The following is a 23,262-nucleotide window of genomic DNA, read 5'->3' as shown; positions in this document are numbered from 1 at the left end:
CGATGTTGGGCGTTCGATGTTCGATGTTCCGCCTTTTGCCCTTCGCCTCTCAAATCTCAAATCTGGAATCTGGAATCTCACCTCTCCCTCAAAACCACCGTCTCCCGCGCCCCCACCTTCACCACCTCTCCTCCACTCACCATCTTCCCCGTCACCAAATCCCTCATCTCCACCTCGTCCGCCACCTTGAACTCGAAACTCTTCCCCTCGCTCATATTCATCGCGATCAAGTACGGCCCGTACCGTAGCTGATAGAAATCCCCGCGCCCCGCATGGATATTCTCCTGCCCCGCCTTGAACGCCACCCCCTCCGGGATCTTCGCGATCGGCAGAACCTCCCCCGCATGCGCCGAAACGAACTCTTTGGGATACCGCGGCCCGCCGTTCGCGAAGCCGAAGTTCGTCCAATCCGGCCGCTTGTATTCCATCCCTGATGCCGTGAACGCGATCTCCTCCCCCACCACCGCCACCCGGTCGATCTCCGGCGTCATGTAGTGCACCCGCCCCAGGAAATTCACCGCATGCCGCGCCCGCCAATACAGCGACGCATACAAGATCTCCCGCCCGTGCTTGATCGCCACCACCCCGTCCTCCTCGTCCGCGAACACGAAGTCCGGCTGCTCCCGCGACATCGGCAGCCGCTTCTCCGATGCCGCCTGCGCCCCGATCACCTCCAGTTGCTCCGGCACCGGCAGCAGCCCGAAGGTCGTCCGGAAGCCCTTCTCCTCCATCGTCCCCGCCAGCGTCGCGTAGAGCTGCTTGTCCTCCATCATCTGCTGCACCCCGCCTAGCAGATGCGGATCCAGCGTGATCGCCGCCGCCTCCAGCGGCGTCCCGTCCCACGATGGCCGCTGCGTGTAAGTCACATTCCCCGGATAGTGCGCATCCCGCCAGCCCACGGCCGTCTCCTGCACCATCGCGCGAAATCCATCGCCATCCTGCAGCGGATACCGGAAAGGCGCGCGCGCCCGCGCGATCTTCACCAGTTGCTCCTTCAGCCGCGCATCTCCCGCCTGCCCCGGTGAAGTACGGGTAGCCTCGTAGATCTGCGCCACCCAGTCCGTCACCTCGCCATAGTTGCCCACGAATCCCAGCTCCTTCGTCAGCCCGTCCCGCGTCAGTTGGAAATACGCATCGCCCAGCGGCTTCACCGGCACGCCATCCTTCTCGCTCCCCAGCCACGGCTCCAGCCCCACCGATTCATAAAGATACCTCAGCGCCTGCTTCTCCGGCAGCGCCACCTCCGGCGCCACCACCGCCAGTCCCCGGTTCGCAAGGTAGATCCCGTAGAGGTCGTTGATCATCGACTGGTTCGTGTACTGCCGCCGGTGCTCCCGGTGCCAATCCCGGCACGCCAGCAGCATCTCACGGAAGCCATCGCGCCGCTTCACCTGCCTTCCCGTCCCGTCGTCGATCGCCTCGTCAAAATCCGCCGCCAGCTCCTTCTGTAACAATTGAATCACCTGCCCCGACGGCCCCAGCCCGAACCAATCCGGATTCCACGTGGAAGGCTCCGCCTCCGCCAGCTTCGGATTCGCCACATACCCCCGATAAAGCGCATCCAAGCTCGCCAAAATCTTCGCCACCGTCTCCGGCCTGCCCGCTGCCTTCGTCCACTTCGTATGATACGCCTTCGCCAGGAAGAGCGCCTGCATCTGGTTCGCCGGCCGCTTCGGATCGCGCAGCAGCCCCTCGATCTGCCCGTTCACCCGCGCCCTCAGCGCCTCCATCACCTCCGGCCCCGGCCCGGTCCGCAGCGGCACATCCTGCGGCGCACTGCCCTGCTTCTCCGCCGCCGGCGGCTCGAAGCACTCCTCCGTATGCGTATACACCCGGTACAGCCCGCGGCTCGGCTCCGTCATCGGCTTCTGATACTCCTCGAACTCTCTCGCGTAGCCCGAGACCGGACCGCTCGCCCGGATCTCGCACTCGATGCTCTCCTTCCCCTTGGTGAGAGCCAGCGGCAGCGGACAAGTGCGATAGGAAAAGCGTCCCGGATAAGCCGGTGCATCCGCCCCGATCTCCAGCGCCTCGATGTCCCCCAGATGCCGGTAGCCCACCTGCTTCCCCGCCACCTTCAGGATCATCCTGTTGTGGCTCACATCGCCACCCCACAGCCGCAGCGTGAAGTAATTCTGCCGCACCGGATCCACCTTCACCGTGAACTTCAGCACCCCACCCTGCCACGCCGGATCGCCCCCCGGCAGCAGCAAGCGGCTGCTCTCACCCAGCCCGCCCGCCTTCACCTCCGACAGCGTCGCCACCAAACCATGTGCCCTCTCCGAAGCCTCCTCCCCGAAGCTCAGCGTATCCAAAGCAGCAGCCGAAAGCACCGCCGGCACCAACAACGCAAGAAGAGGGAAGGGGAATCGAAGCACAAGCATGTCTATCGCGTGGGAGCTGCAGGGGAAACGCCCCGCGCCGCGCCGATCTTGCAAAACCTGTATGACATCTGGCGCCGATGCCTTCGAAGCCACCAACAACCGCCCGCCCCCAAGGGTAGGTGGTCCCGCCTTCAGGCGGACGAAGCCACCCACCAGGCCCGCCTCCATCTCGCGTCCCCGCCACCCCTCTAACAGTACGGCGGCGAGAACCCCGAAAGCTTCATCCAAACCCACCCCAGCAGCCCGAGCACCAGTAGCACCATGCCCACCTGACCGAACAGAAACCCCAGCACATGAAACGCCACGACCATCCCTGACTTCCCCGCCTCGACACCCCGTTCCCGGCACCGCATCCGCGCATGCAGCACCCCGAGATAGAGCACCGCTCCAAGGTAAGCCACTCCTGCCGCCGCGAAGCCCAGGAACTCGTCGCTGAAAGCCATCGCCACCGCCAAGGCCACCGGAGCCATCACCGACGGCGCGATCCAAACCAGCGCCTTCATCAACTGAGGGTGACTGCTGTTGGCGATATATCCATCGATTCTCATTCCGCGATAGATCATCCTCTTACGAATCCCTCCGGATGTCGATCTTCGAACCGCCAAGGGAAAGGGCTCTCCGCCAGCCTTGCTGAAGCCCTTCGAGAAAGCTCCAATCCTGATCGGTGCCCCCTTTTGCGGCGCAGCCGCTTTGGAGTGCGGCGGGCATCGCCGCTTTCCTGCGGGTCTTCCCCGAAGATCGCCACATCGAATCCACCTTCCACTGTTCTCACGCGGGTACCGTCTCAGCTCCCAGCGCCGGAGGCGCGTCGGATACAAGCCGGTGATGGAGTGCAACGGAACCAACGGTAGAGCCCACGGAATCATGGCGTTCCGGAGAGCCGCCGGAAGTGTCGGAATCACGCGAGGGCCTGAACTCCTGCCGGGCCCTAGGATCGTCCTCAGTCGAGAAGAGCAACCAGATACAGGATCAAGAGGACAAACACAAACACCCCCGGAATCGCGAACACCTGCAAGCCGATGAAACGCCAGATATTCACCCGAATGGTAGGCCAGCGGTCCGGATACTGAATACACTTCTCATGGCAAACCAGCAACGCATGGAAGACGGCGCAGAAGACTGTAAGCCCCAAGAAGCCCCCCGCCGCCGCCAATGCCACCGGCGGCCTCGCATACATCAGCGCCAGCAGCACGAAGAGCAGCAGTCCTCCCGGCGTGATCCACAGCAAGAATCTCAGCCAGGCAACAGCGCGGTTAGCCCGGACAGGGATCTCCGTTCCTTGTTTGTCCGCCATGCTCATCGGCTGAGTGCAACAATCGCGCCCCAGATCATGATCAGCAGGAAAGGGGCCGCGAGGAATTGCCCGACCAGGAAGACGAGACAGCGGTAGAACACCTTAGCCTCTATGTCACCCGCCTGGATCCGCAACTGTTGGCAGTGCGGCCGCGCATCCACCCAAGCGAGGACCAAAATCAAGACCAACAACCCACATCCGGTCCCCCCGATCAAGATAGCCGCCAGGGTGTAGCTATCGAGCCCGCCGAACCAACCCGCCAGATAGCGTCCTGCAAATTCGGGCACAAAGGTGCCGCACACCAGTAGACAGGCTGGCATCAACCACACCATCACCCTCAGCCAGCCCACCCCGGCCTGGGGAAGCTCGGTGTCGGGCTCAGGCTCATTCATCATCGGAAAATCATAGCGGCCATCGCCAAGCTCACTTGATCTCCCCCCACTCCTCCCGCGTCAAGTCATGGTCGTCGATCCGGATCTTCCAGACCTGGCAGTTGAGCTGCTTCCGCTGCCGGTTCGTGGACCACCCGGCGATGGTGCCCTCGGCCACGTGGTGGTACTTCATGAACTTGCGTTCGGTAAGGAACCACTGCTTGAGCGCGGCCAGCGTCTTGAAGCGCTGGATGCCTTCCTCAACCACCGCACGGGTAATCCCGTCGTGCTCCTTCCAATGCTCCCCCGGCCCCGGATAGTAGAGACCCTTCGACCCCATCCACTCCTCCTCCCGCGGAATCATCACCAGCTTCCGCGTCTCCCCCTTCCAAGTGTAGCTCCGCTCCCACCCCTTCAGCGCCGCGACCACCAGTTCCCCCTCGCTTCCCGGCACCGTCACCTTCTGCCCCGGCCTCATCGCCACCTCCGGTTCGGCCGCCGGCACCAAGCCCATCGGCAGCAGGAAGAAGGCGAAGCGCATCGCCATCTTGAAAGGGAAGGGGATCCGGCACATGTCCCGGATTCTTCCTATCTGAGATCTTAAATTTCAAATCTCAAATCTGAAATCTGAAATCTCAAATTCCCCACCTCACCCCAAGCCCGCGAACAACCCCAAAATCCCGTCCCCCCTTCGACGTTCAATGTTGGACGTTCGATGTTCGATGTTCGCCTTTTCCCCTACGCCAAAATCCCCTTCACCACCTTAGCAGGCTCCACCCCCGTCAGCTTCTGATCCAGCCCTTGGAACTTGAAGCTCAACCTCTCATGGTTCAGCCCCAGCTGGTTCAAGATCGTCGCATGCAGGTCCCGGATATGCACCGGATTCTCCACGATGTTATAGCTCATCTCGTCCGTCTCGCCATACACCTGCCCGCCCTTGATCCCGCCGCCCGCCATCCATAGCGAGAAGCAGCGCGGGTGGTGGTCGCGACCGTAGTTCGTCTCGCTCAGGCCGCCCTGGCAATACACCGTGCGCCCGAATTCGCCGCCGAAGATCACCAGCGTGTCCTCCAGCATCCCGCGTTGCTTCAGGTCCTCGATCAGCCCGTAGCAACCTTGGTCCACGTCCATGCACTGCGAGCGCAGGTCGCGCGGCAGGTCGCCGTGCTGGTCCCAGCCGCGGTGGAAAATCTGCACGAAGCGCGTGCCCCGCTCCAGCAAGCGCCGGGCCATCAGCGCCGAACTCGCGAAGGTCCCGCGCGTCCTACTATCCTTCCCGTACATCTCATACACATGCTCCGGCTCGCCGGACATGTCCGCCAGCTCCGGCACCGAGGACTGCATCCGGAAAGCCATCTCATACTGCTGGATCCGCGTCTGGATCTCCGGATCGCCCACCGCCTCGTACGAGCGCTGGTTCATCGCGTTCAGCCCGTCCAGCATCTTCCGCCGCAGGTCGCGGGAGATCCCCGGCGAGTCCTGCAAGTACAGCACCGGATCACCCTTCGAGCGCAGCGCCACCCCCGCATGCTTGCCGGGCAGATAGCCCGACCCCCACAGCCGCGCCGAGATCGCCTGCACGTTCGAATACGGCGAACTGTGCGTCGCGTGCAGCACCACGAAGGTCGGCAGATCCTCGTTCATGCTGCCCAGCCCGTACGACAGCCACGATCCCAGCGATGCCTTCCCCGACTGCATCGCGCCGGTGTAGGAAAGCTGGTTCGCCGGCTCATGGTTGATCGCTTCCGTGTGCATCGATTTGATGATGCAGAGGTCGTCCGCCATCTTCGCCGTCCACGGCAGCAGCTCGCTGATCCACGCCCCGCCCTGCCCGTGCTGGTTGAACTTGAAGATCGTCGGAGCGAGGGGAAACGCCGCCTGCCCCGAGGTCATCCCCGTCAGCCGCTGACCTTCCTTCGCCAGCCAATCCTTCAGGTCTTCCTTGAAGCGCTTCTGCAGGTCCGGCTTGTAGTCGAAAAGATCCAACTGCGACGGCGCCCCGATCAGCGAGATATAGATCGCCCGCTTCGCCTTCGGCGCGATGTGCGGCAGCATCCCCTCGATTGCCGAAGGAAAGGCCCGCCCGCCGCCCAGCAGCGAGGTCAGCGCCGCCACCCCCAGCCCGGTCCCGTTCTTCCTAAAGAACTGCCGCCGCGTGATCGCGTCGTTGTAATCGTGGATCGTGTTCATTCTTGCTCTGGCCTCTGGTCTCTTGCCTCTGATCTCTTGGCCTACTTATTCAGCGTCTCATCCAAATTCAAAAGCTGGCTCCCGACCAAAGTCCAGGCCGCCAGTTCCGGCACATCCAGCTTCGCATCCGCCTTCGTCTCGCCGTTCGAAATCATCGCCTGCGCTTCCTTCGCGTCCGCCCGGTAGACTGCCAGCGCCGCATCCAGCGTCTCCATCGCCAGCTTCCGCTCGTCCGCCGTCAGCTTGCGCGCCATCAGCCGCTCGCTCATGTAATCGAGCCGCCCCGCCGGATCGCCCGCCGCCACCATCGCGTGCTCCGCCATCTTCCGCGAGGCCTCCACGAACTGCGGATCATTCAGGACCACGAATGCCTGCAAGGGCGTGTTAGTCCGGTCCCGCCGCACGCAGAAGACCTCCCGGCTCGGCGAGTTCATGATCTCCATCGCCGGATGCGGTGCCGTCCGCTTCCAGAACGTATACAGCGAGCGCCGGTAGAGTGCCTCGCCGCTGTCCTGCTTGTAGTTCCGCGTGTTCGATTCCTTCATCGCCACCGCTTCCCAGATCCCTTCCGGCTGGTAAGGCTTCACCGGCGGCCCGCCGACCTTCGCCGAGAGCAGGCTGCCCGCGGACAAGGCCATGTCCCGCAGCTCCTCCGCATCCATCCGGTAGCGCGGGCCGCGCGAGACCAGGCGGTTCGCCGGGTCCTTCTCCAGCTTCTCCGGCGAAACCACGCCCGATTGGCGATACGCCTGCGAGGTCACGATCAGCTTGATCATGTGCCGGTAGTCCCACTTCGCCTCCACGAATTCCGCCGCCAGCCAATCCAGCAGCTTCGGATGGCTCGGCCGCGCGCCCATGATCCCGAAGTCATCGTTCGTCTCCACGATCCCGGTGCCGAAGAAGTAATACCAGGTCCGGTTCATCGTCACCCGCGCCGGCAGGGGATTGGCCGGATCCACCAGCCACTTCGCCAGGCCCAGCCGGTTCTTCGGCGTATCCGCCGCCATCGGTGGAAGTACGGCGGGCGTCGTAGCTTCCACCTTCTCGCCCTTGTCGGAATACACCCCGCGGGTCAGCACGTGGGCGAAGGGCGCGTCCTTCTTCTCCGCCATCACCAGCGATACCGAACCGCGTGCGCGCAGCGTCGCCTGCTCGCCCTTCAACGCGTCCAGCTTGTTCCCCAGCTCACGCGTCGGGCCGTCCGCCGTCGCCAGATAGTAACCGAAAACCGAGTCCGTCTGCTCCTTCGTCCGCTGCTCCGCCGGCGTCGCGATGATCCCCTTGATGACGTTGTCCTGCGCCAGCTTCGCGATCTCCTGCGGCGTCAGCAGGCGGCGGTAGAAGCGGAAATCCTGCAGCGCCACCTTGTCGGTCAGCTTCGAGTCGCCGCCTTCGCGCGAGCCGAGCTTCAGCATCACCTTGGTCTCGATGTTCGGCCCCACCGTGTTCGGCGTGACCGAGCCCTTGGCCTTCCTGCCGTCCACGTAGAGCTCCAGTGCCTTGTCGCCGCCCTTGCTGCCGTCGAAGGTCGCCATCACGTGGTGCCAGCTGCCCGGTGCCAGCGGCTCCGCGCCGTTGAATTTGGTGGCCGCGCTGGTCCAGGTGTCGATCACGTGCGCCGCGGGCGAGCCGCCCTGCAGATACAGATCCCAGCCACGGTAGGACTCGCCCGGATTCATCCGCGCCACGATCGCCCCCGTCGGCTTGCCCTCGATCCGGATGAAGCCGCCATACGTGACCTTCTCATCGCGCTTGAAGCTGCCCAGATCGCCAAGTTCCACCGGCCCGTCGCTGACCTGCACCGCCTTGCCCAGCGGTGCATCCACGCGGGCGAGATTCGCCGCCCACTCGCGCGATTCGCCGTCCACCGTGCCGCGCAGCGGGCCCTCGGCCTCGGTCAGCGGCAGGTGCAGCACCAGCGCCGGATCGGCCTCCGCCGCCGGCCCGATCGTCGCCTTTGCCAGCCACGCATCGAAGTCGCCCTTCGCCGCCTCCTTGCGCGCCGCGATCTTCTTGCCGGTCTCGCCGATCTCCGCCGCCACCGAAGCCCAGCGCGCGCGGTCATCCTGCAGCGGCACGAACACATTCGGCGGATGCTCCGCGTTGTTGCCGTCCAGCGCCGACATCGGCGTGTTCCGGAAGAAGGCCGTCAGCGAGTAGAATTCCTTGGTCGATACCGGGTCGAACTTGTGGTCATGGCAGGCCGCGCAGCCGGTCGTCAGCCCGAGCCACACCGCCGACATCGTCTCGACCTGGTCCTTGGCGTAGATCGCAGTGTATTCCTCGGGGATCGCGCCGCCCTCGCCGGTCGTCGCCAGGCAGCGGCTGAAGCCCGTCGCCACCTGCTGGTCGAGCGTCGGCTCCGGCAGCATGTCGCCGGCGATCTGCTCGACCGTGAATTGATCCCAGGGCATGTTCGCCTGGAAGGCCCGCACCACCCAATCGCGGTAAGGCCAGATCGCCCGGTAGTTGTCGATGTGGATGCCGTGCGTGTCCGCGTAGCGCGCCGCGTCCAGCCAGTAGCGCGCCAGGTGCTCGGCGCTGGCCATCGTGCCGAGCAGCTTGTCCGCCTCCGCCTCGATCGCCGCCTGCGGATTCGCCGCGGCGGCTTTCGTGAAAGCTTCGACTTCCTCCGGTGCCGGTGGCAGCCCGGTCAGGTCGAGGTGCAGGCGGCGGTAGAAGCGCGCCATGTCCTCCGGCGGGTTCGGCTTCAGGCCGTTCTCGTCCAGCTTCGCCGCGATGAAATGGTCGATCGGGTTCGCGGCCCACTCCTTGCCCGCCTCCGGCAGTTCCGGTCGCTTCACCGGGATGAAGGACCAGTGCGCCTCATACTTCGCGCCCTGCGCCACCCACTTCTCCAGCAGCGCGATCTGCTCCGGCCCCAGGGTCTTGTGGGACGCCGGCGGCGGCATGATTTTTTCCGGATCCTTCTCGTGGATCAGCTGCACCAGCCGGGATTCCTCCGGCTTGCCCTTCACGATCACCGGCTTGCCATCCTCCCGCAGGACAAAGGCATCCGCCTCGCGGTCCAGCCGCAGCGGGGACTTCTTCGGCTCCCGCGTCCCGCTGTCCGGGCCGTGGCAGTGGTAGCAGTTCTCGGAGAGCAGCGGCTGGATGTGCTCGTTGAAGGACACCGTCTCCGGCAGCACGATCGGCTTCGGCGCAGGCGCTGCAGCCCCGGCGGCAGGCGGTTTGCCCACATCCGCGCCCATTGTGAAGCTCTCCCGTTTGCCACACGCGGCGAGCAGCAGGGAAGCAGCCAGCAGCCCGGCGGTGGACGGGGAGAACGATGGGTTAACGCGCATTTTCAAACTCGTTTCGTGATCGATTCAGGCATTTTGATGCCTTGGAGAGATCGGAACGCTGGGATTTCCCGGGTACTTTCAGCCCCGTCCATTTCCGGCTTGCCGCGGCAGGCTCCACCCTCCCGACTCTCCGAAGCATGGCATATTCGGAAGACAAAATGAAGTCCCCGTTTGATGCGACCTTCATTTTCCCGAATTGCCCCCTCCTGCCGGAGGTCACGCACCCCCACGGCCACATGGTCACGCGGGTCCACGCCCCGCATAAAGACGGCCGCTTCTACCTCGCCGCGCTCTGCTACGCCCAATCCCTGTGGCGCGAGGGGAAGCCCGCCCAAGCCCTGCTCCAGCTCAACAAGTCCTTCATGGCCAAGCTCCACGGCGATGAGGAAGTGCTCCAGCGCCGCCCGCCGCCCTACGCCGTCCTGGTCTGGTTCCTCCGCCACCGCCCCGCCGGCCGCTTCCTCGGCAACCCGGTCCGCCACTTCCAGCACCTCGCCACCCGCATCAGCGGCGAACGCAGCGAGATCCGCGCCTGGCGTGCCTGGGCCTGCTTCCACCTCGCCCAAGCCGTCCTCCCCGCACACGAATTCCCCATCGACGAGGAACAGGTCGCCAAGGAGCGCATCGTTTTCCCCGACTGGGACGACGTTGTCCACGCCATCCATGCTTCCGGCTGGTCAGGGGAATCGGAAGTGCTGCTGCACACCTTCAGGGGAGTACCTTAATGGGGTACCCTTAAAGGGAGAACCTTTGTGCCCCGTTTTGGGGGACGGGTCCCACCCCGTTTCGGGGGATGGGTGGCGTACCGATTCGGGGGACGGGTCCTGCCCCGATTCGGGGGACGGGTGAATGCTCATTGCTGCCATGCCGCGGACCTGCGAAAGATGCGGGCATGGAGCTTTCGGAACGCATCACGATCGAGCCGGGCAAGTGCGGCGGCCGCCCCTTCATCCGGGGCCGCGGCGTGCCGGTGAGCGAGATCCTCGAGTTCATCGACAGCGGGGCCTCCAATCTCGAAATTCTCGAGGAATTCCCCGACCTCGAAGCCGAGGACATCATGGCGGCCATGGCCTACGTCCCGCCCGGGCCGGAGCCGAAGGTGGAGTGATTCCGCGGCGTTGCTTATTCCCCATAAAACCACCGGTGGTTCTCCGCGGTGAGTTGGGCGAGTTCGTCGGGTTCCATGCCGAGGGCAGCGGCCAGGCCGGCGGCGATGCGGGGGAGGTTGGCGGGGTGGTTCTGGTCCTCGGGGAGGGGGTGCGAGATGAAGGCGGGGGGCGGGAGCATGTCGGGGGCGTCGGTCTCTAACAGGAGGCGGTCGCGGGGGACGGCCTTGAAGGACTCGAGGACCCTGGCCTTCTTCGGGTGGAGAAAGTAGCCGGAGAAGGAGAACCAGGCACCCATGGAGGCGAGGCGTTCCACCAGTTCGGGGGATCCGCCGAAGGAGTGGAGCAGGAAACGGCGCGGCGGAGCTTCTTCGGCGAAGGCGGCGAAGAGCGGTTCCCAGGCCTTGAGCGCGTGCACGATGAGGGGCAGGTCACGCTCGCGGGCGAGGGCGATCTGCGGCAGGAAGACCCGGTGCTGGGTTTCCATGGAAGGCTCGTCGACCCAGCCGTCGAGTCCGCATTCGCCGAGCGCGGCGTGCGGGAAGCGGTCGAGGTAGGCGGTCAGGGTCTCCAGCCATTGCGGTGAACGCTCATGGGCCCGCCAAGGGTGGAGGCCGAAGGCGGGGCGGACGAAGCCGGGGAACTCGATGGCGAGCGCGGCGACTTCCTCCCAATCCGCCTCGGAGGTGCCATTGGCGACGCAGCCGGAGAGGCCATCGGCGCGCATGGCTGCGATGATTCCGCCGGGGTCGGGGAAGCGCTGCAGGTGGTTGTGGGAGTCGAACACGGGGTGGAAGAAATCACTAATCACTAATCTTCTAATCACAAATCAGAATGCGCCTGCGGCCGGGGAAGGGTTTCCTGTGACGAAAACGCGCGGATTCGTTTCTAGCCTTCCGGCACTGGAACTGCTTGGATGGTGATCCTCGCTTCAACTCCCCCGGTTGTTCAGCGGCCCATCTCCCCCCGGCAGTCCTGCCGGAATCCCCCTCGCCATCAACCGACATGACCCTCGTCGCCCGAGTCATGCTGCTTGCTGCCGTGTTCCCGTGGCTGTGCCGGGGCGCGGTGCCGAGCCAAGAGGTGTACCTTAAGGCCGCGGACCGGATTTCCTACGACGCGCTGGGCAGCGCGGTGGCGATCTCGGGGAACACGGCGGTGGTCGGGGCACCGAATGAGAACTCGAATTCGCGGGGCGTGAACGGCGAGCGCTCGAATGAGAACGCGCTTGGTTCGGGGTCGGCCTATGTCTTCGTCCGGGCAGGCAGCGGCTGGGTCCAGCAGGCTTACCTGAAGGCGTCTAACACGGATGCGCACGATGGCTTCGGCAGCCGGGTGGCAATCTCGGGGGACACGATCGTGATCGGGGCGATGCTGGAGGACGGCGCGGCGGGCGGGAACCCGGCGAGCAACGAGGCCTTGTCTGCGGGGGCGGCCTATGTCTTCACGCGCACGGCCGGGGTGTGGACGCAGCAAGCCTACCTAAAGGCGGCGCAACCGCAGGCCTGGGATCTCTTCGGCGCGGCGGTGGCGATTGCGGGCGAGACGATCGTGGTCGGTGCCCATCGCGAGGACAGCGGGTCGAGCCGTTCCGGTGCGGCTTATGTCTTCGCGAGGCAAGGCGGAAGCTGGGTGCAGCAGGGCTATCTGAAGGCCTCCGACGCGGCGGCGAATGCGGAGTTCGGCAGTGCGGTGAGCGTGTCCGGGGAGAGGGTGGTGGTCGGTGCGCCGCTGGCCGGTGGAGGCAGCGGTGCGGTGTATCTTTTCCAACGCAGCGGCGGCACGTGGAGCCAGGCCGTGCGGGTCACGGCATCGAACGCGATGGCGGGTGCGCGCTTCGGTGCTGCGGTCTCGATCTCGGGTGAGAGCTTCGCCATCGGCGCGCGGGGCGAGGCGAGCGGTGCGACGGGCTTGAACGGCAATCAGGGGGATCTCTCGGCCGGGGATTCGGGTGCGGTGTATGTCTTTACCCGCAGCGGGGCGGCGTGGCTGCAGCAGGCGTATGTGAAGGCCTCGAACACGGGCGCGGGCGATGGCTTTGGCGAGGCGCTGGCGCTCGATGGCGAGCGCTTGCTGGTCGGCGCACATGGCGAGGACAGCAGCGCGACGAGCGTGGATGGCGATGCCGCGAGCAACAGCGCGGATGCGGCGGGGGCGGCGTATCTCTTCTCGCGCAGCGGCGGGGTCTGGCATCAGGACGCGTATCTGAAGGCATCTAACAGCGAGGCGGGCGATTGCTTCGGCGGCGCGGTGGCGATCTCCGGGGACATGGTGCTGGCCGGGGCCGAGTGCGAGTCCGGCAGCGGCGCGGGCGTCAATGCCGTGCAGAACGGCAATGGTGCTCCGGGCTCGGGTGCCGTGTATGGTTTCGTGATTCCATCCACCGTGGCGGAGATCGCGTTGGAGGCGGCGGGAGTGCTGGAGCTGGTGGATGGCGGCAGCCTGGTGTTCGCGACTTCGGCGAGCGGGGTGACGACCTCGCGGGTGCTGGTGGTGAAGAACAGCGGGCCGGGGCCGCTGGTCTTGGGTGCGGTGACGCTGGGCGGGGTGAATGCGGTGAGGTTTGCGATCGATGCGGCGGAGCTGCCGCCGCAGATCGCGCCGGGTGGGGCGGGGATCCTGCGATTGCAATTCAGCGGCACAACGGTCGGGAGCTATGCGGCGACGCTGCAGATCGCGAGCAACGATGCGGATGAAGGGAGCTTCGATCTCGCTCTAACAGCCAGTGTGAAGTCCGCGGCCACTTTGTATGCGGAGTGGGCGGCTGCGGCGGGCCTAAGCGGTGGGTCGGCGGCGATGAATGCGGTGCCGAAACACGACGGGGTGGAGAACTTGCTCAAGTATGCCTTCCGCCTGAACGGCGCGGTGGCGGACTGCCGGAATTTGGATGCGGGCGGGGGATTGCCGGTGTGCCGGGTGGTGGGAGCCGGGGCGCAGGCGGTCTTCCGGATGGAGTACTTGCGGCGGAAGGGCAGCGGGCTGAGTTATGTGCCGAAGGTATCGGGGAGTATGGCCGCGGGGAGTTTCGTGGCGGCGGGTGGGACGGTTTCCACGACGGAGGTGGATGGGTTGTGGGAGAGGGTGCGGGTGGACTTTGCTGCCGGTGGGGTGGGGAGATTGTTTGGAGTGGTGGAGGTGGTTCCTTAAAAGGCGGAATCACTAATCACTAATCTTCTAATCATAAATCAGAGTGGCGCTGCGCGAAGAGGTAGGGCGCTGACGCGTGAGGAGCATGTGTCGTAAGGAGCCGCGACCTTATTGTCGCTGGCACCGGTAGGGAAGCACGGCTGGCGGCAGGACCGGCGCCAGGGACAATAAGGTCCCTGCTCCTTAGCGGCGCGGCAGCGCCTCTTTCAAAGCCCCTTCCCGCGCAGCGGCAGACCGATTTATGATTAGAAGATTAGTGATTAGTGATTAGTGATTTCCGGATGACTTGGCAGGTGGGGCTGGGCGGTGGCCGCGGGAGGCTCTGGGAATCTGAAATCTCAGATTTGAGATTTGAGATTTGAGATCTGGAATCTGGAATCTGGAATCTGGAATCGGAAGTTGAGATCGGGAATGGAAATTCCAAGATGGGGCATGCGTCGCGGGGTGATCCTGGTTCTTTTGTTGGCAAGCCATGCGGCGGCGTGGTGGCTGGCGGGGGGTGTGCCGCGGGAAGTTGGGGCTGAGGCTGCGCGGGCGAGGGCTTCTGCAACCCGGGAGGCGGGGAGTGCGCTGGATGCCTTGTTGGCGAAGGCGGCAGGGAAGGATGGGGATGAAGAGCAGGATGAAGACCGGCGGTTCAGGAAGAAGGAGGAGGCGGCGCTGGCGAAGTTCAGCGGGGATCCGGCGGCGCTGCTGGCGGGAGTGGATGGCCCGGACCTGAGGCCGGAGGATGCGGCGGCATTCCGGGTGTGGCTGGAGAGCGATGCGCTGGCGGCGCTGCGCTGGGCGGGCGAGCGGGCGCGGGATCACTCGACATGGGAACTCCGTCACGGAATGGAGCTGCATGTGGCTGCCGGTGGTCGGGAGCGGCTGGACGAGTATTTGCGGGCGGTGCCGCAGGCGCGGGAGTTCCTGCTCAAGGCGGCGGGTGCTGCCGCGAGCAAGGGCGGGCCGGATTTCGCGCTGGGGATGGCGGCGGGGCTGAGCGGAGCGGGCGACCGCTTGGCGGTGCTGACGGATGCGTTTCCGAGGGATCCGAGGCTGTCGGCGATGGGTGGACTGGGCGGGCGGACGGCGGTGCCGAAGAATGCGGGTCCCGGCGGGGAGCAGCTAGCCGGGCATATCGCGGCGGTCTTCAGCTTGCTGGATGAGAGCGGGCGAGCGGCCTTCGTGGGGCGGCTGTGGGAAGTCGATCCGAAATTCAGCTTGGCCCGGGAGGTGCGGGAAGCGGGCTTGTCTGCCAACCTCTTGGCGCGTTACGAAGAGTCCTTGGCAGGCCGCAGGAGGGGTGAGGAAGAAGAGTCCGAGTGGGCCCGCGCGGAGAGGGCGGAGGTTGAGGCGATGCCGCCCTCAGAATGGCTGCAGTTCCAAGCCGACCATCCGGATTTCGGCGGAGTGCAGGGAAATGTCTTCGAGGGCAAGGTGCAGGGTCTCGAGGATTGGTGCGCCCATGTGGTGGAAGGACGCATGACGGCGGATGAAGTTCTGGCACGGGTGAAGGCGGCGGTGCCGGAATTCGCGGGGATGGAGCGGGAATTGAGGGTGGTGATCCTGCGGGAGCTGCTGCCGGCCGATCCGGAGCTGGCGCTGGCTTGGCTGCGGCAGAACTCCAGGGACTGGCAGGCGGAGTTGCCCGTGGTGTTCGATCACGCGCGTCTTTACAAAACCGCACCAGAGACGCTGGGCGCTGCGATCAATGCGGCCTATGGGCAAGAGGATCTGCCCGATTTCGCGTGGGATGAGGTCCACTATTCTTGGGAGACGTGGCTGGGTGAGGACCGCGAGGGCTGTGAGGCGGCGATCCGGCAGATGCGGCCGGGCTCGCTAAAAGATGCGCTGCTAGCGCTGCTGGAGGGCGAGTCCGAATGAAGCGCGGCGTGATCGGGTGGATGCTGGTGCTGGTGGCGACGCATGCGGCGGTCTTCCTTCTGGCGCGCGGAGATGCCACCGCGGGGAGTGCCGTGGAAGGTGGCAGTGCTGCGGGGGTGGAAGGCGCGGCGAAGGTGCGTGATCGCGAGGACGATAACGGGCGCTCCGGAAGCGCGGCGGGCGGGCATGCGCTGATGTGGCGGGAGCTGCTGGCGCGCGAGATGAGCCGGGAAGAGTTTAGCAAAGCCCGGGAGGTGCTGCTCCGCGATTGGCTGCGGCAGGATCTGCGGGGCGCGATGGATTGCCTGTATGCGCCGGGGACCTGGGCCAGTCTGAAAGACGTGGCGAGAATGCTGGAGGAGGAGACCGCGGTGGAGATGGCACGGCAGCCACGGGAGGCGATGGAGTGGATCGGCGCGCGGCGCTTCGGCTCTAACAGCGTCGCGGTTTTCGACCTCTGGCTCGGGGCGATCGAGGAATCGGATCAGCACGGGCTGCTGCTGGAGCTGCTGCCACAGGCACCGGTATTCGCGAAGGCGGAGATGCTGCAGAGTGCCTGCGAGACGGCGGATGCGCGTCAGATGGAAGTCATCCGCGGGCAGCTGAGTGGTGAATTTCCGGACAGGCGTGAGCGGGACCTGCTGGTGTCCTCTTATGCGGAGCGGGCGGTAGTGCTGGTAAAGGGGGATCTGGCGGCAGTCCTCAAGGTCGAAGAAGACCCGGAAGTCCGCAAGGGGCTGGCGGAGCAATGGGCGGTGCGCGAACTGGTGGACCTGCCGAAGGATGAGGGGGTGGCGGGCTTGCTGCAGCTGCCGGCGGATCTGCGGGCCGATGGCTTGGGCGAACTGGTGGGCAGGGGGCGGCCGGCCGACCTCGCGGGGACGGTGGAGCTGTTAGACTCGGTCGGACGGCATGGCTTGTGGGAGGAGGTCACGGCGAAGGAGAGGGAGGCCACGGTGAGAGCGGCCGTGGACCTGGCGGTCGAGGAGCATTGCCTGCCCGGCGTGGCCTTCGCGGAGTTGTCCCGGATCACGCGGCCGGAGCTGCGGGAGATCGCGCTGGATCAGCTGGGGGATCAGGTCGGGGTCCCGGTGCGGGTGGAGGAGCTTGCCGAAGTGGCGGGCGGTCTGCCGCCAGGGCGGGACCGGGATGCGTTTTTGAAAGGGGTGCTGAAGCGGGTGGGTGAGTGGAATTCGATGTATGAGGGGATCAGGGCGCTGATTTCGGATGACGGGGTGCGGAAGGGGTTTGGGGAGGGGAAGTAGGATTTGAGATGTGAGATCTCAGATTTGAGAAGCGAAGGCAAAAGGCGGAACATCGAACATCGAACGCCCAACATCGAACATCGAAATGGAAAGACAGGGAAGGCACTTGGCGGGGGGGGGGAGGCAGAATCACTAATCACTAATCTTCTAATCATAAATCAGAGTGGCGCTGCGCGAAGAAATAGGGCGCTGGCGCGTGGGGCGGACTTGATTGCTTGGCTGAATTACGCGGAGCGGCCCTTCCTGACCTCTTCCCGCGTAGCGGCAGACCGATTTATGATTGGAAGATTAGTGATTGGTGATTTCCGGATGGCTTGGCCGGTGGTGCTCCCTTGCCAGTTCGGGGTGGGGCCGTTAGGGCTCGGGCGTGCTCGATACTCCGGCCGAATATGCGATCGCGCTGACGGCGTTGGTGTGCATCGGGATGTCGAAGGCGGGGTTCAGCGGGATCTCGCTGATCTCGGTGTTCCTGATGGCGGATCTCTACGGGGCAATTCCTTCGACGGGGATCGTGCTGCCGCTTTTGATCGTGGCGGACATCGCGGTTTACCGGGGGTTCATGAAGCACGGTTCATGGGAGGCGGTGTGGAAGCTGCTGCCGGCGACGGTGGCGGGGCTGGCGATCGGGTGGTGGCTGCTGGGGGTGATGGCGCCGCATCCGGTGGCGGCGAAGCGGGCGATCGGCGGGTGCATCCTGGGGATGGTGGCGCTGCAGGCGGTGAAGGCCTGGCGGCCGGTGGCATTCGACCGGCTGGCGGGATCGCGGTACTTCGGGACGGGGGCAGGGGCGGCGGGCGGGATCACGACGATGCTGGCGAATGCGGCGGGGCCGGTGATCCAGCTCTACCTGCTGTCCCGGCGCTTGCCGAAGATGGAGCTGCTGGGGATCGGGGCGCGCTTCTTCCTGCTGGTGAACATTCTAAAACTGCCGCTGAGCGGTAGCCTGAACCTGATCACGGCGGAGACGCTGGTGGACAATGTGAAGTGCCTGCCGGGGATCTTCGCCGGGATCCTGGCGGGGAAGTGGCTGATCGTGCGGGTCTCGCAGCGGGGCTTCGAGTGGATGGTGATCGGCTTCTCGCTGCTGGCAGGAGTGAGGCTGATCTTTTTCTCCGGGGGGTAGCGGGGCCGGGACCTTTCTCCGAAAAGTCCGGCGAGGGATGGCCGAAAGCCTCGCGACAAAGCTGGTTTGTTTGGGAGCGCCGCCCCCAGCCGGACCGCTCGGAGAGCGATCCCTGCCTTTCCGAGGCAGCCTTAGCGCCAGCCGGTCTGCTGGATCGACCGGTAATTCTGGTAGGCGAGGTAGCCGAACAAGACGATGGTGAAGAGGCGGCCTTGGAAGCAGGCCCAGGCAACCATGGCGATGGCGGCGGCGATGCCGATCTTGTAGACGAGCTTCTGCGGGCGGACGAAGAGTTCGGTGATGCGGCCACCATCGAGCGGCAGGACTGGCAGGAGATTGATGACGCCCCACCAGAAATTGATCAGGAGGAAGCTATTCAGTAGCCAGTAGAGCGGCATGTGGGACTGGAAGAAATCCACGGTGCGGTCCGAGAGGTAGACATCCACCCCGAACAAGAGCCGGGCAAGGTGCTTGCTGGCATCCTCCGGCCCGAAGCCGAGCATCATGACGAGGTAGAGGGCGAGGAGGAGGAGGAAGCCGGCACCGGGGCCGGCGGCGACCATCCAGAAGCGGCCCCATTTCGTGAGCCGCGCGCCTTCACTGTAGGCGAGGCCGCCCATCGCCCAGAGGACGATCCGGGGGCGGCCGCCACCGAGACGGCGGCCGGTGAGGGCGTGGCCGAATTCGTGGACGAGGATCGAAATCGCGGCGGCGAAAATGAAGAACAGCATCCGCTTGAAGGAATCCGGATTCGAATTCGTGCTGAGCCCGCCGCTGAGCATGGCGGTGGTGAGCCAGAACCAGGGTTGGATTTCCACGGGGACGCCGAAGAGGGTGAATCGGACCATGTGCCGCGGGAGGTAGCGGAGATCGCTGGCTCTGACAAGGGAAGGTGCGTCCGGAGGACAGAGCGGGGAGATGCAGAGGTCGCGCGGAGGGAAGGCAGGTGCCGAGTGATCAGTGAGCAGTGATCCGTGGAAGAGACGGAACCAGCCCGATGAGATGGGAGGGGGCGAACCGCGGAGGCGCAGAGGTCGCGGAGGGAACTCGGAGGAAAGGCAGGAATGCAAACATCGAACATCGAACGTCCAACATCGAACGTCCAATTTGGAAGGAAAGGCAGAAAGGGCGGGAGGCGGCGGGCCACTGAGGGCGCTTCGCGGCGGCGGTCTGAAAGGGACCGTGCTTGGGAGGGTGATGGAGCAGTCCGCCCGGCGGATCGGGGAGCTGACCCGCCGGGCGGCTGACACACCATCATCGGGACACGCTTACTTCGGGGGGAAAGCTGGCTGCCTGAAAATCGGGGGGAATGGCGGCAGCCGGTGTCTCGTCGTAGACCTGCTTCGGATCGGGGGGCTTCTCCTCGGTCGGTCGATGTGATCCCTTGCAGCTTTCGTGGGGGCTCCGGCTGTTCGGGGTGTCCCTTGCGGAACGCGGCGGAGTAAGGAGGGTGATGGTTTAACTGGCAAGACTTTTTTTCATCACTGATCGCCGCCTTGGCCATATGATTTCCGAAATCGGACAGTCGCCTAACGGGGAAGTTTTTCGAGACCTAACCCATTGTAAATGAGTGGTAGCTCGAAGGATGCTTAGGGTAACTTGATTGTTAGAGAATATGGAAATCTGTGCTTAACATGTTTCGAGTGGATCTAAGCAATCATCTAAGCGGGCCAAATTCGGCGATTTTGAACGTCGGGGGGTGGGAGGTGTCGTGGAGGCGGTAGCGGATGGCGGGCCAAGGGGCGGGTGGTTAGAGGGTTGTGGGGGATTTCCGGTGGCTGCGCTCGTTTCCGATAGGCAGCGACCGGCATCGCCAAGCCGAATGGTGAGGGATGAGGTGTGTCCCGGCCGGTCCGCAGGATCGGGATGGCGCGCGCCATTCGATCATCGTGATGTCGCGCGCCTCCTTGGTTGCTACTGCCGGGCGGTGCCGCGGCGCTCCTAGTGGGGCTGTCCGCCGGGGGGGCGTTGGGGTTGCTTCCCTTTGCAGTGCCCCTCGCAGCAGGCTGCATCGGGACAGCGGCAGCAGGCTGCACGCAGTCCACGGCGGCTGCGCCGCGGGAGGCAGGCTGTCCGGCGGGGGATGGCGTTGGGGTGGCACGCCTTTGCAGCGCCCCTGGCAGCAGGCTGCATCGGGACAGCGGCAGCAGGCTGCGCGCAGTCCACGGCGGCTGCGCCGCGGAAGACAGGCTTGGCGATGGCCCGGGCCGCGTGCGATTTACAAGGCAGCGGGGTAGTCCCCGGCTTCGATGAGCTTGGCGATGGAGGCGACGACGTGGGGCTTGTCGTCGGGGTAGGTGACGCCGAACCAGGAGGCGGTGGTCTCGAGCACGCGGCAGTCGGCCTTTTCGTGGCGGATGAGGTCATCGACGACGGTGGGGATGTAGCACTCGGACTTCTGCTCGCCGCCCTTTTCCGCGAGGAAGGTGGTGAAGTGCTCCTCGATCTGGGTGAAGAAGTTCACGGTGAAGCCCCAGAAATTCATCGAGACCGGGCAGATGTCGGCGATCTCGCGGCGGCTGCCGTCGAGGGCGGTGCCGAGGACGGTGCCGTCTTCATCGCGGGCGATGTCGACGACTTCCTCGACATCGGTGAGGAGGCCGGTGGCGTCGGTCTGGCAGATGCCGCGGTTGACGGAGCCGTGCTCGGAGAGGGTATTGCGAAGGGGGTAGCCGACCATGGAGTAGTGGTCCTTGGCGGAATCGGTGAAGGCGGCGGCGAACCAGCGGGCGATGGATTGGTAGGCATCGGCACCGTAGAAGTCATCGGCATTGATGACGGCGAAGGGGCCGGTGACGACGTGGCGGGCGGCGCGGATGGCGTGGGCGGTGCCCCAGGGCTTGGTGCGGCCTTCGGGGATGGAGAAGCCGGCGGGGAGATCATCGAGCTTCTGGAAGGCGTAGTCGACCTCGATCTTGCCGGCGAAGCGGGCGCCGACGGAGGTCTTGAAGGCCTCGGCGAAGTCCTCGCGGATGATGAAGACGACCTTGCCGAAGCCGGCGCGGATGGCGTCGAAGACGGAGTAGTCGAGGACGGTTTCGCCGCTCGGGCCCATGGGGTCCATTTGCTTGAGGCCGCCGTAGCGGGAGCCCATGCCAGCGGCGAGAACGAGAAGGGTCGGTTTCATCGGATGCGTTTGAAAGTGAGGATAAGAGGAAGTCGGGAGGGAAATGCCGCGGGGTTATGAAGGCAGGGCGCGGTGCGGGCAATGCGGAATGGCGCATGCGGGGTGCGGAAGGGCGAAGGGGGGAAAATCACCAATCACCAATCTTCCGATCATCAGGCGGGGTGGCGCTGCGCGAAGAGAATGGCGCTGGCGCGTGGCGCGAGGGCGATCACGACTCTCCGGCTGCGGAGAGGCAGGCGGCCACGAGGGCGGGGCCTAGGAAGTAGCCGCCTTGGATCATTCCTTCCAAACACGGCTTCACGGCTCCGATGAGGCCGCGCGATTTGGCTTCGACTAGCAGACCTGCTGTTCCCTTGCATTGGAGACCGTAGACCATGCTGGCGATCCGGCGGGCCTTGCGTTCGTCCAAGATCAGGGCCGAGATGCCAAGTTCCAGAGCCGTCGAAATCACCGAAGCCTCGCCGCCATCGAGTTCGGAGTTGAGCAGGGGATCGGGAGTGTTTGAAGAAGGGTGGATCCGGGCGTTCTTCAATGCCATCTCAAGCTGTCCTTGATCGGGTGAGCCCTTCGCCAGCAGCTCCTGCTGCACTTCTGCTGGAACGATCACCAAGGGGAAGAGCTGGAATGGCAAGGCGGCCATGCCGATTCGGGCCAAGCCGATGAGGGGGCCGGCATTGCACACGGCCGGATGGGAAAAGATCCGGCTCATTCGAACTCGGTGGCCAACTCGTCCTCCGAGAGTTCGGCGACGGGAATTCCTTGCCTGCCGGCTTCGAGGAGGAAGCTAGCGCGGGTGAGGCCGGACATCTCGGCGGCTTGCCCCGAACTGAGTTCGCCGAGTTCGAAAAACTTGGCGGCGAGGAGGAAGCGGCTGCGCTGCTCCAGAGACGCCAGGTCCTTGCTGTGAAGGAGCAGGGAATCGGGAAGCGGGATTTCCACCGTGGCAGGCATGCTTGCAGAATGCCGCATTTGTCACCGGAAACAAGTCCGCAGAAGCGATGGCAGCCTATTCGCCCTCGCTCCAGCGGATGTTGCGGCGGATGCCGACGACGTGGAAGTGGGCGTCGGAGTTTTGGATGAAGCCCTCGGGGTCGACTTGCATGCCTTCGGCTTCGAGGCGGGCGCGCTGGCGGGCGGCGAGTTCGGGGGCCATGGAGCGGCTGATGCGGCCTTCGGCGGCGACGACGCGGTGCCAGGGGAGGGCGGCGGATTCCTCGTCGGTGAGGTGGCTGAGGGTCTGGGCGACGTGGCGCGGGTTGGCATTCATGTGCACGGCGATCGAGCCGTAGGTGGTGAAGCGGCCCGGCGGGATCAGGGCGATCAGGCGGATGACTTCCGCGCGGATGCGGGCGAAGGTGGTGGACTTGGCGGCCATGGGACAGGGATTTCCGGAGAGTGTGGCGCGGATCGGCGCGGGGGCAATCGCGGGGTGTCCCGAAGGGGGGAGATAGGCTAACAACTCCGGCGCAACTCTCAGTTGACAGCGGGGAGGTCCTTCACGGCGAAGGGCTTCCGGGTAAAATGCAAGGTGGCCCATTTCCGTGCTGGCGCTGCGGGGCAAAATCGGACATTCTCCGCGGCGTAAGGGATAGTTGCACAGCCCCCCAAAAAAGGGATACGGCCCCCGGACACTGGAACGGTTCCCCCCTCTAGTGTCCGGGGGCTTTTCTTTTAGGGATGGTGGCAAGTGATGGTGCGAAGAGGCTTTGAAAGGTGGTCCGCACAGTCCTCTGTGCGGCGAATGGTCCCTGACTGCGCTCTTTGCGAGGGATGCCTCGCCAGTCCACGGGGGGGCACGAGAGCAGGCGATCTTCCTTGGACCACTCGACCGCACAGAGGACTGTGCGGACCACCTTTTTCTGCGGACCACCTTTTCCGAGCAGGCCACCTTTCTCTCCATCCCACGCGATTGCGTAATGTCGGCTGGGGCAAAATCGGTCATGATGAGCGGCGTAAGGGATAGTTGCACAGCCCCCCAAAAAAGGGACACGGCCCCCGGACACTGGAACGGTTCCCCCCTCTAGTGTCCGGGGACCTAACTCTCCTCGGGCGGCCCCCCGCTGTGCACTCCCTCGTTTCCC

Annotated in this window: 19 protein-coding genes; 6 read left to right on the top strand and 13 right to left on the bottom strand. The window is 64.9% G+C overall.

What is annotated here, in order from left to right:
* Positions 1-77 precede the first annotated feature (77 nt).
* The 7 genes from ABWK72_RS07910 to ABWK72_RS07880 form a co-directional block, all read right to left on the bottom strand.
* Positions 78-2,384 (bottom strand): hypothetical protein, encoded by a 2,307-nt coding sequence (locus ABWK72_RS07910; RefSeq protein ID WP_367874248.1) that lies wholly within the window; start codon positions 2,382-2,384, stop codon positions 78-80.
* A gap of 188 nt (positions 2,385-2,572) precedes the next feature.
* Positions 2,573-2,947, bottom strand: a complete 375-nt coding sequence (locus ABWK72_RS07905; RefSeq protein ID WP_367874247.1) for a hypothetical protein — start codon at positions 2,945-2,947, stop codon at positions 2,573-2,575.
* Positions 2,948-3,324: 377 nt separating this feature from the next.
* Positions 3,325-3,684, bottom strand: coding sequence for a hypothetical protein (locus ABWK72_RS07900; RefSeq protein ID WP_367874246.1), 360 nt, complete (start codon positions 3,682-3,684; stop codon positions 3,325-3,327).
* A complete protein-coding gene (locus ABWK72_RS07895; protein ID WP_367874245.1) occupies positions 3,681-4,073 on the bottom strand; it encodes a hypothetical protein in 393 nt (130 codons plus the stop codon). The genes ABWK72_RS07900 and ABWK72_RS07895 overlap by 4 nt, the downstream gene beginning before the upstream one ends.
* Positions 4,074-4,101: 28 nt before the next feature.
* Complete coding sequence (locus ABWK72_RS07890) at positions 4,102-4,623, bottom strand: hypothetical protein (protein WP_367874244.1); 522 nt, start codon at positions 4,621-4,623, stop codon at positions 4,102-4,104.
* A gap of 164 nt (positions 4,624-4,787) precedes the next feature.
* Positions 4,788-6,239 carry a DUF1501 domain-containing protein gene (locus tag ABWK72_RS07885; RefSeq protein ID WP_367874243.1) on the bottom strand — a complete coding sequence of 484 codons (1,452 nt, stop codon included), beginning with the start codon at positions 6,237-6,239 and terminating at the stop codon, positions 4,788-4,790.
* A 41-nt stretch (positions 6,240-6,280) separates the two neighbouring features.
* Positions 6,281-9,544 carry a DUF1553 domain-containing protein gene (locus ABWK72_RS07880; RefSeq protein ID WP_367874242.1) on the bottom strand — a complete coding sequence of 1,088 codons (3,264 nt, stop codon included), beginning with the start codon at positions 9,542-9,544 and terminating at the stop codon, positions 6,281-6,283.
* A 158-nt stretch (positions 9,545-9,702) separates the two neighbouring features.
* On the opposite strand from ABWK72_RS07880, the gene ABWK72_RS07875 reads away from it, so the two are divergent.
* Positions 9,703-10,269, top strand: a complete 567-nt coding sequence (locus ABWK72_RS07875; RefSeq protein ID WP_367874241.1) for a hypothetical protein — start codon at positions 9,703-9,705, stop codon at positions 10,267-10,269.
* Positions 10,270-10,436: 167 nt separating this feature from the next.
* Positions 10,437-10,652 (top strand): DUF433 domain-containing protein, encoded by a 216-nt coding sequence (locus ABWK72_RS07870; RefSeq protein ID WP_367874240.1) that lies wholly within the window; start codon positions 10,437-10,439, stop codon positions 10,650-10,652.
* Positions 10,653-10,666: 14 nt separating this feature from the next.
* Here the strand turns inward: ABWK72_RS07870 and ABWK72_RS07865 are convergent, their stop codons facing one another.
* A complete protein-coding gene (locus tag ABWK72_RS07865) occupies positions 10,667-11,437 on the bottom strand; it encodes a TatD family hydrolase (RefSeq protein WP_367874239.1) in 771 nt (256 codons plus the stop codon).
* Positions 11,438-11,655: 218 nt separating this feature from the next.
* On the opposite strand from ABWK72_RS07865, the gene ABWK72_RS07860 reads away from it, so the two are divergent.
* The 4 genes from ABWK72_RS07860 (at position 11,656) to ABWK72_RS07845 (ending at position 18,054) form a co-directional block, all read left to right on the top strand.
* The gene (locus ABWK72_RS07860; protein WP_367874238.1) at positions 11,656-13,797 is read left to right on the top strand and encodes a choice-of-anchor D domain-containing protein; all 2,142 of its coding nucleotides are present in this window, start codon (positions 11,656-11,658) and stop codon (positions 13,795-13,797) included.
* Positions 13,798-14,229: 432 nt separating this feature from the next.
* Positions 14,230-15,666 carry a hypothetical protein gene (locus tag ABWK72_RS07855; protein ID WP_367874237.1) on the top strand — a complete coding sequence of 479 codons (1,437 nt, stop codon included), beginning with the start codon at positions 14,230-14,232 and terminating at the stop codon, positions 15,664-15,666.
* Positions 15,663-16,931 (top strand): hypothetical protein, encoded by a 1,269-nt coding sequence (locus tag ABWK72_RS07850; RefSeq protein WP_367874236.1) that lies wholly within the window; start codon positions 15,663-15,665, stop codon positions 16,929-16,931. Before ABWK72_RS07855 ends, ABWK72_RS07850 begins: the two co-directional genes overlap by 4 nt.
* A 367-nt stretch (positions 16,932-17,298) precedes the next feature.
* Complete coding sequence (locus ABWK72_RS07845) at positions 17,299-18,054, top strand: TSUP family transporter (RefSeq protein WP_367874235.1); 756 nt, start codon at positions 17,299-17,301, stop codon at positions 18,052-18,054.
* A 131-nt stretch (positions 18,055-18,185) separates the two neighbouring features.
* Here ABWK72_RS07845 and ABWK72_RS07840 read toward each other — a convergent pair whose 3' ends face one another.
* The 5 genes from ABWK72_RS07840 to ABWK72_RS07820 form a co-directional block, all read right to left on the bottom strand.
* Positions 18,186-18,902 carry a metalloprotease gene (locus ABWK72_RS07840; protein ID WP_367874234.1) on the bottom strand — a complete coding sequence of 239 codons (717 nt, stop codon included), beginning with the start codon at positions 18,900-18,902 and terminating at the stop codon, positions 18,186-18,188.
* A 1,370-nt stretch (positions 18,903-20,272) separates the two neighbouring features.
* Positions 20,273-21,181, bottom strand: coding sequence for an NDP-sugar synthase (locus tag ABWK72_RS07835; RefSeq protein WP_367874233.1), 909 nt, complete (start codon positions 21,179-21,181; stop codon positions 20,273-20,275).
* A gap of 208 nt (positions 21,182-21,389) precedes the next feature.
* Positions 21,390-21,821, bottom strand: coding sequence for a DUF3368 domain-containing protein (locus ABWK72_RS07830; protein WP_367874232.1), 432 nt, complete (start codon positions 21,819-21,821; stop codon positions 21,390-21,392).
* 65 nt (positions 21,822-21,886) lie between these two features.
* A complete protein-coding gene (locus ABWK72_RS07825) occupies positions 21,887-22,132 on the bottom strand; it encodes a UPF0175 family protein (protein WP_367874231.1) in 246 nt (81 codons plus the stop codon).
* Positions 22,133-22,187: 55 nt separating this feature from the next.
* A complete protein-coding gene (locus ABWK72_RS07820) occupies positions 22,188-22,556 on the bottom strand; it encodes an MGMT family protein (protein ID WP_367874230.1) in 369 nt (122 codons plus the stop codon).
* Between the last annotated feature and the right edge of the window lie 706 nt (positions 22,557-23,262).

This window comes from Luteolibacter sp. Populi, assembly GCF_040801775.1.
In the GTDB taxonomy this organism is placed as follows: Bacteria; Verrucomicrobiota; Verrucomicrobiia; order Verrucomicrobiales; family Akkermansiaceae; genus Haloferula.
Note: the sequence above shows the minus strand (reverse complement) of the source record. Positions and strands in the feature narration are given on the sequence as shown.

What these genes read in the sequence shown, in the direction of transcription:
- ABWK72_RS07860 (WP_367874238.1), top strand. Translation starts at nt 11,656, where the DNA reads ATGACCCTCGTCGCCCGAGTCATGCTGCTTGCTGCCGTGTTCCCGTGG.
- ABWK72_RS07875 (WP_367874241.1), top strand. Translation starts at nt 9,703, where the DNA reads ATGAAGTCCCCGTTTGATGCGACCTTCATTTTCCCGAATTGCCCCCTC.
- ABWK72_RS07900 (WP_367874246.1), bottom strand. Translation starts at nt 3,684, where the DNA reads ATGAGCATGGCGGACAAACAAGGAACGGAGATCCCTGTCCGGGCTAAC.
- ABWK72_RS07910 (WP_367874248.1), bottom strand. Translation starts at nt 2,384, where the DNA reads ATGCTTGTGCTTCGATTCCCCTTCCCTCTTCTTGCGTTGTTGGTGCCG.
- ABWK72_RS07880 (WP_367874242.1), bottom strand. Translation starts at nt 9,544, where the DNA reads ATGCGCGTTAACCCATCGTTCTCCCCGTCCACCGCCGGGCTGCTGGCT.
- ABWK72_RS07870 (WP_367874240.1), top strand. Translation starts at nt 10,437, where the DNA reads ATGGAGCTTTCGGAACGCATCACGATCGAGCCGGGCAAGTGCGGCGGC.
- ABWK72_RS07830 (WP_367874232.1), bottom strand. Translation starts at nt 21,821, where the DNA reads ATGGCCGCCTTGCCATTCCAGCTCTTCCCCTTGGTGATCGTTCCAGCA.
- ABWK72_RS07820 (WP_367874230.1), bottom strand. Translation starts at nt 22,556, where the DNA reads ATGGCCGCCAAGTCCACCACCTTCGCCCGCATCCGCGCGGAAGTCATC.
- ABWK72_RS07835 (WP_367874233.1), bottom strand. Translation starts at nt 21,181, where the DNA reads ATGAAACCGACCCTTCTCGTTCTCGCCGCTGGCATGGGCTCCCGCTAC.
- ABWK72_RS07885 (WP_367874243.1), bottom strand. Translation starts at nt 6,239, where the DNA reads ATGAACACGATCCACGATTACAACGACGCGATCACGCGGCGGCAGTTC.
- ABWK72_RS07850 (WP_367874236.1), top strand. Translation starts at nt 15,663, where the DNA reads ATGAAGCGCGGCGTGATCGGGTGGATGCTGGTGCTGGTGGCGACGCAT.
- ABWK72_RS07825 (WP_367874231.1), bottom strand. Translation starts at nt 22,132, where the DNA reads ATGCCTGCCACGGTGGAAATCCCGCTTCCCGATTCCCTGCTCCTTCAC.
- ABWK72_RS07840 (WP_367874234.1), bottom strand. Translation starts at nt 18,902, where the DNA reads ATGGTCCGATTCACCCTCTTCGGCGTCCCCGTGGAAATCCAACCCTGG.
- ABWK72_RS07855 (WP_367874237.1), top strand. Translation starts at nt 14,230, where the DNA reads ATGCGTCGCGGGGTGATCCTGGTTCTTTTGTTGGCAAGCCATGCGGCG.
- ABWK72_RS07895 (WP_367874245.1), bottom strand. Translation starts at nt 4,073, where the DNA reads ATGATGAATGAGCCTGAGCCCGACACCGAGCTTCCCCAGGCCGGGGTG.
- ABWK72_RS07905 (WP_367874247.1), bottom strand. Translation starts at nt 2,947, where the DNA reads ATGATCTATCGCGGAATGAGAATCGATGGATATATCGCCAACAGCAGT.
- ABWK72_RS07890 (WP_367874244.1), bottom strand. Translation starts at nt 4,623, where the DNA reads ATGTGCCGGATCCCCTTCCCTTTCAAGATGGCGATGCGCTTCGCCTTC.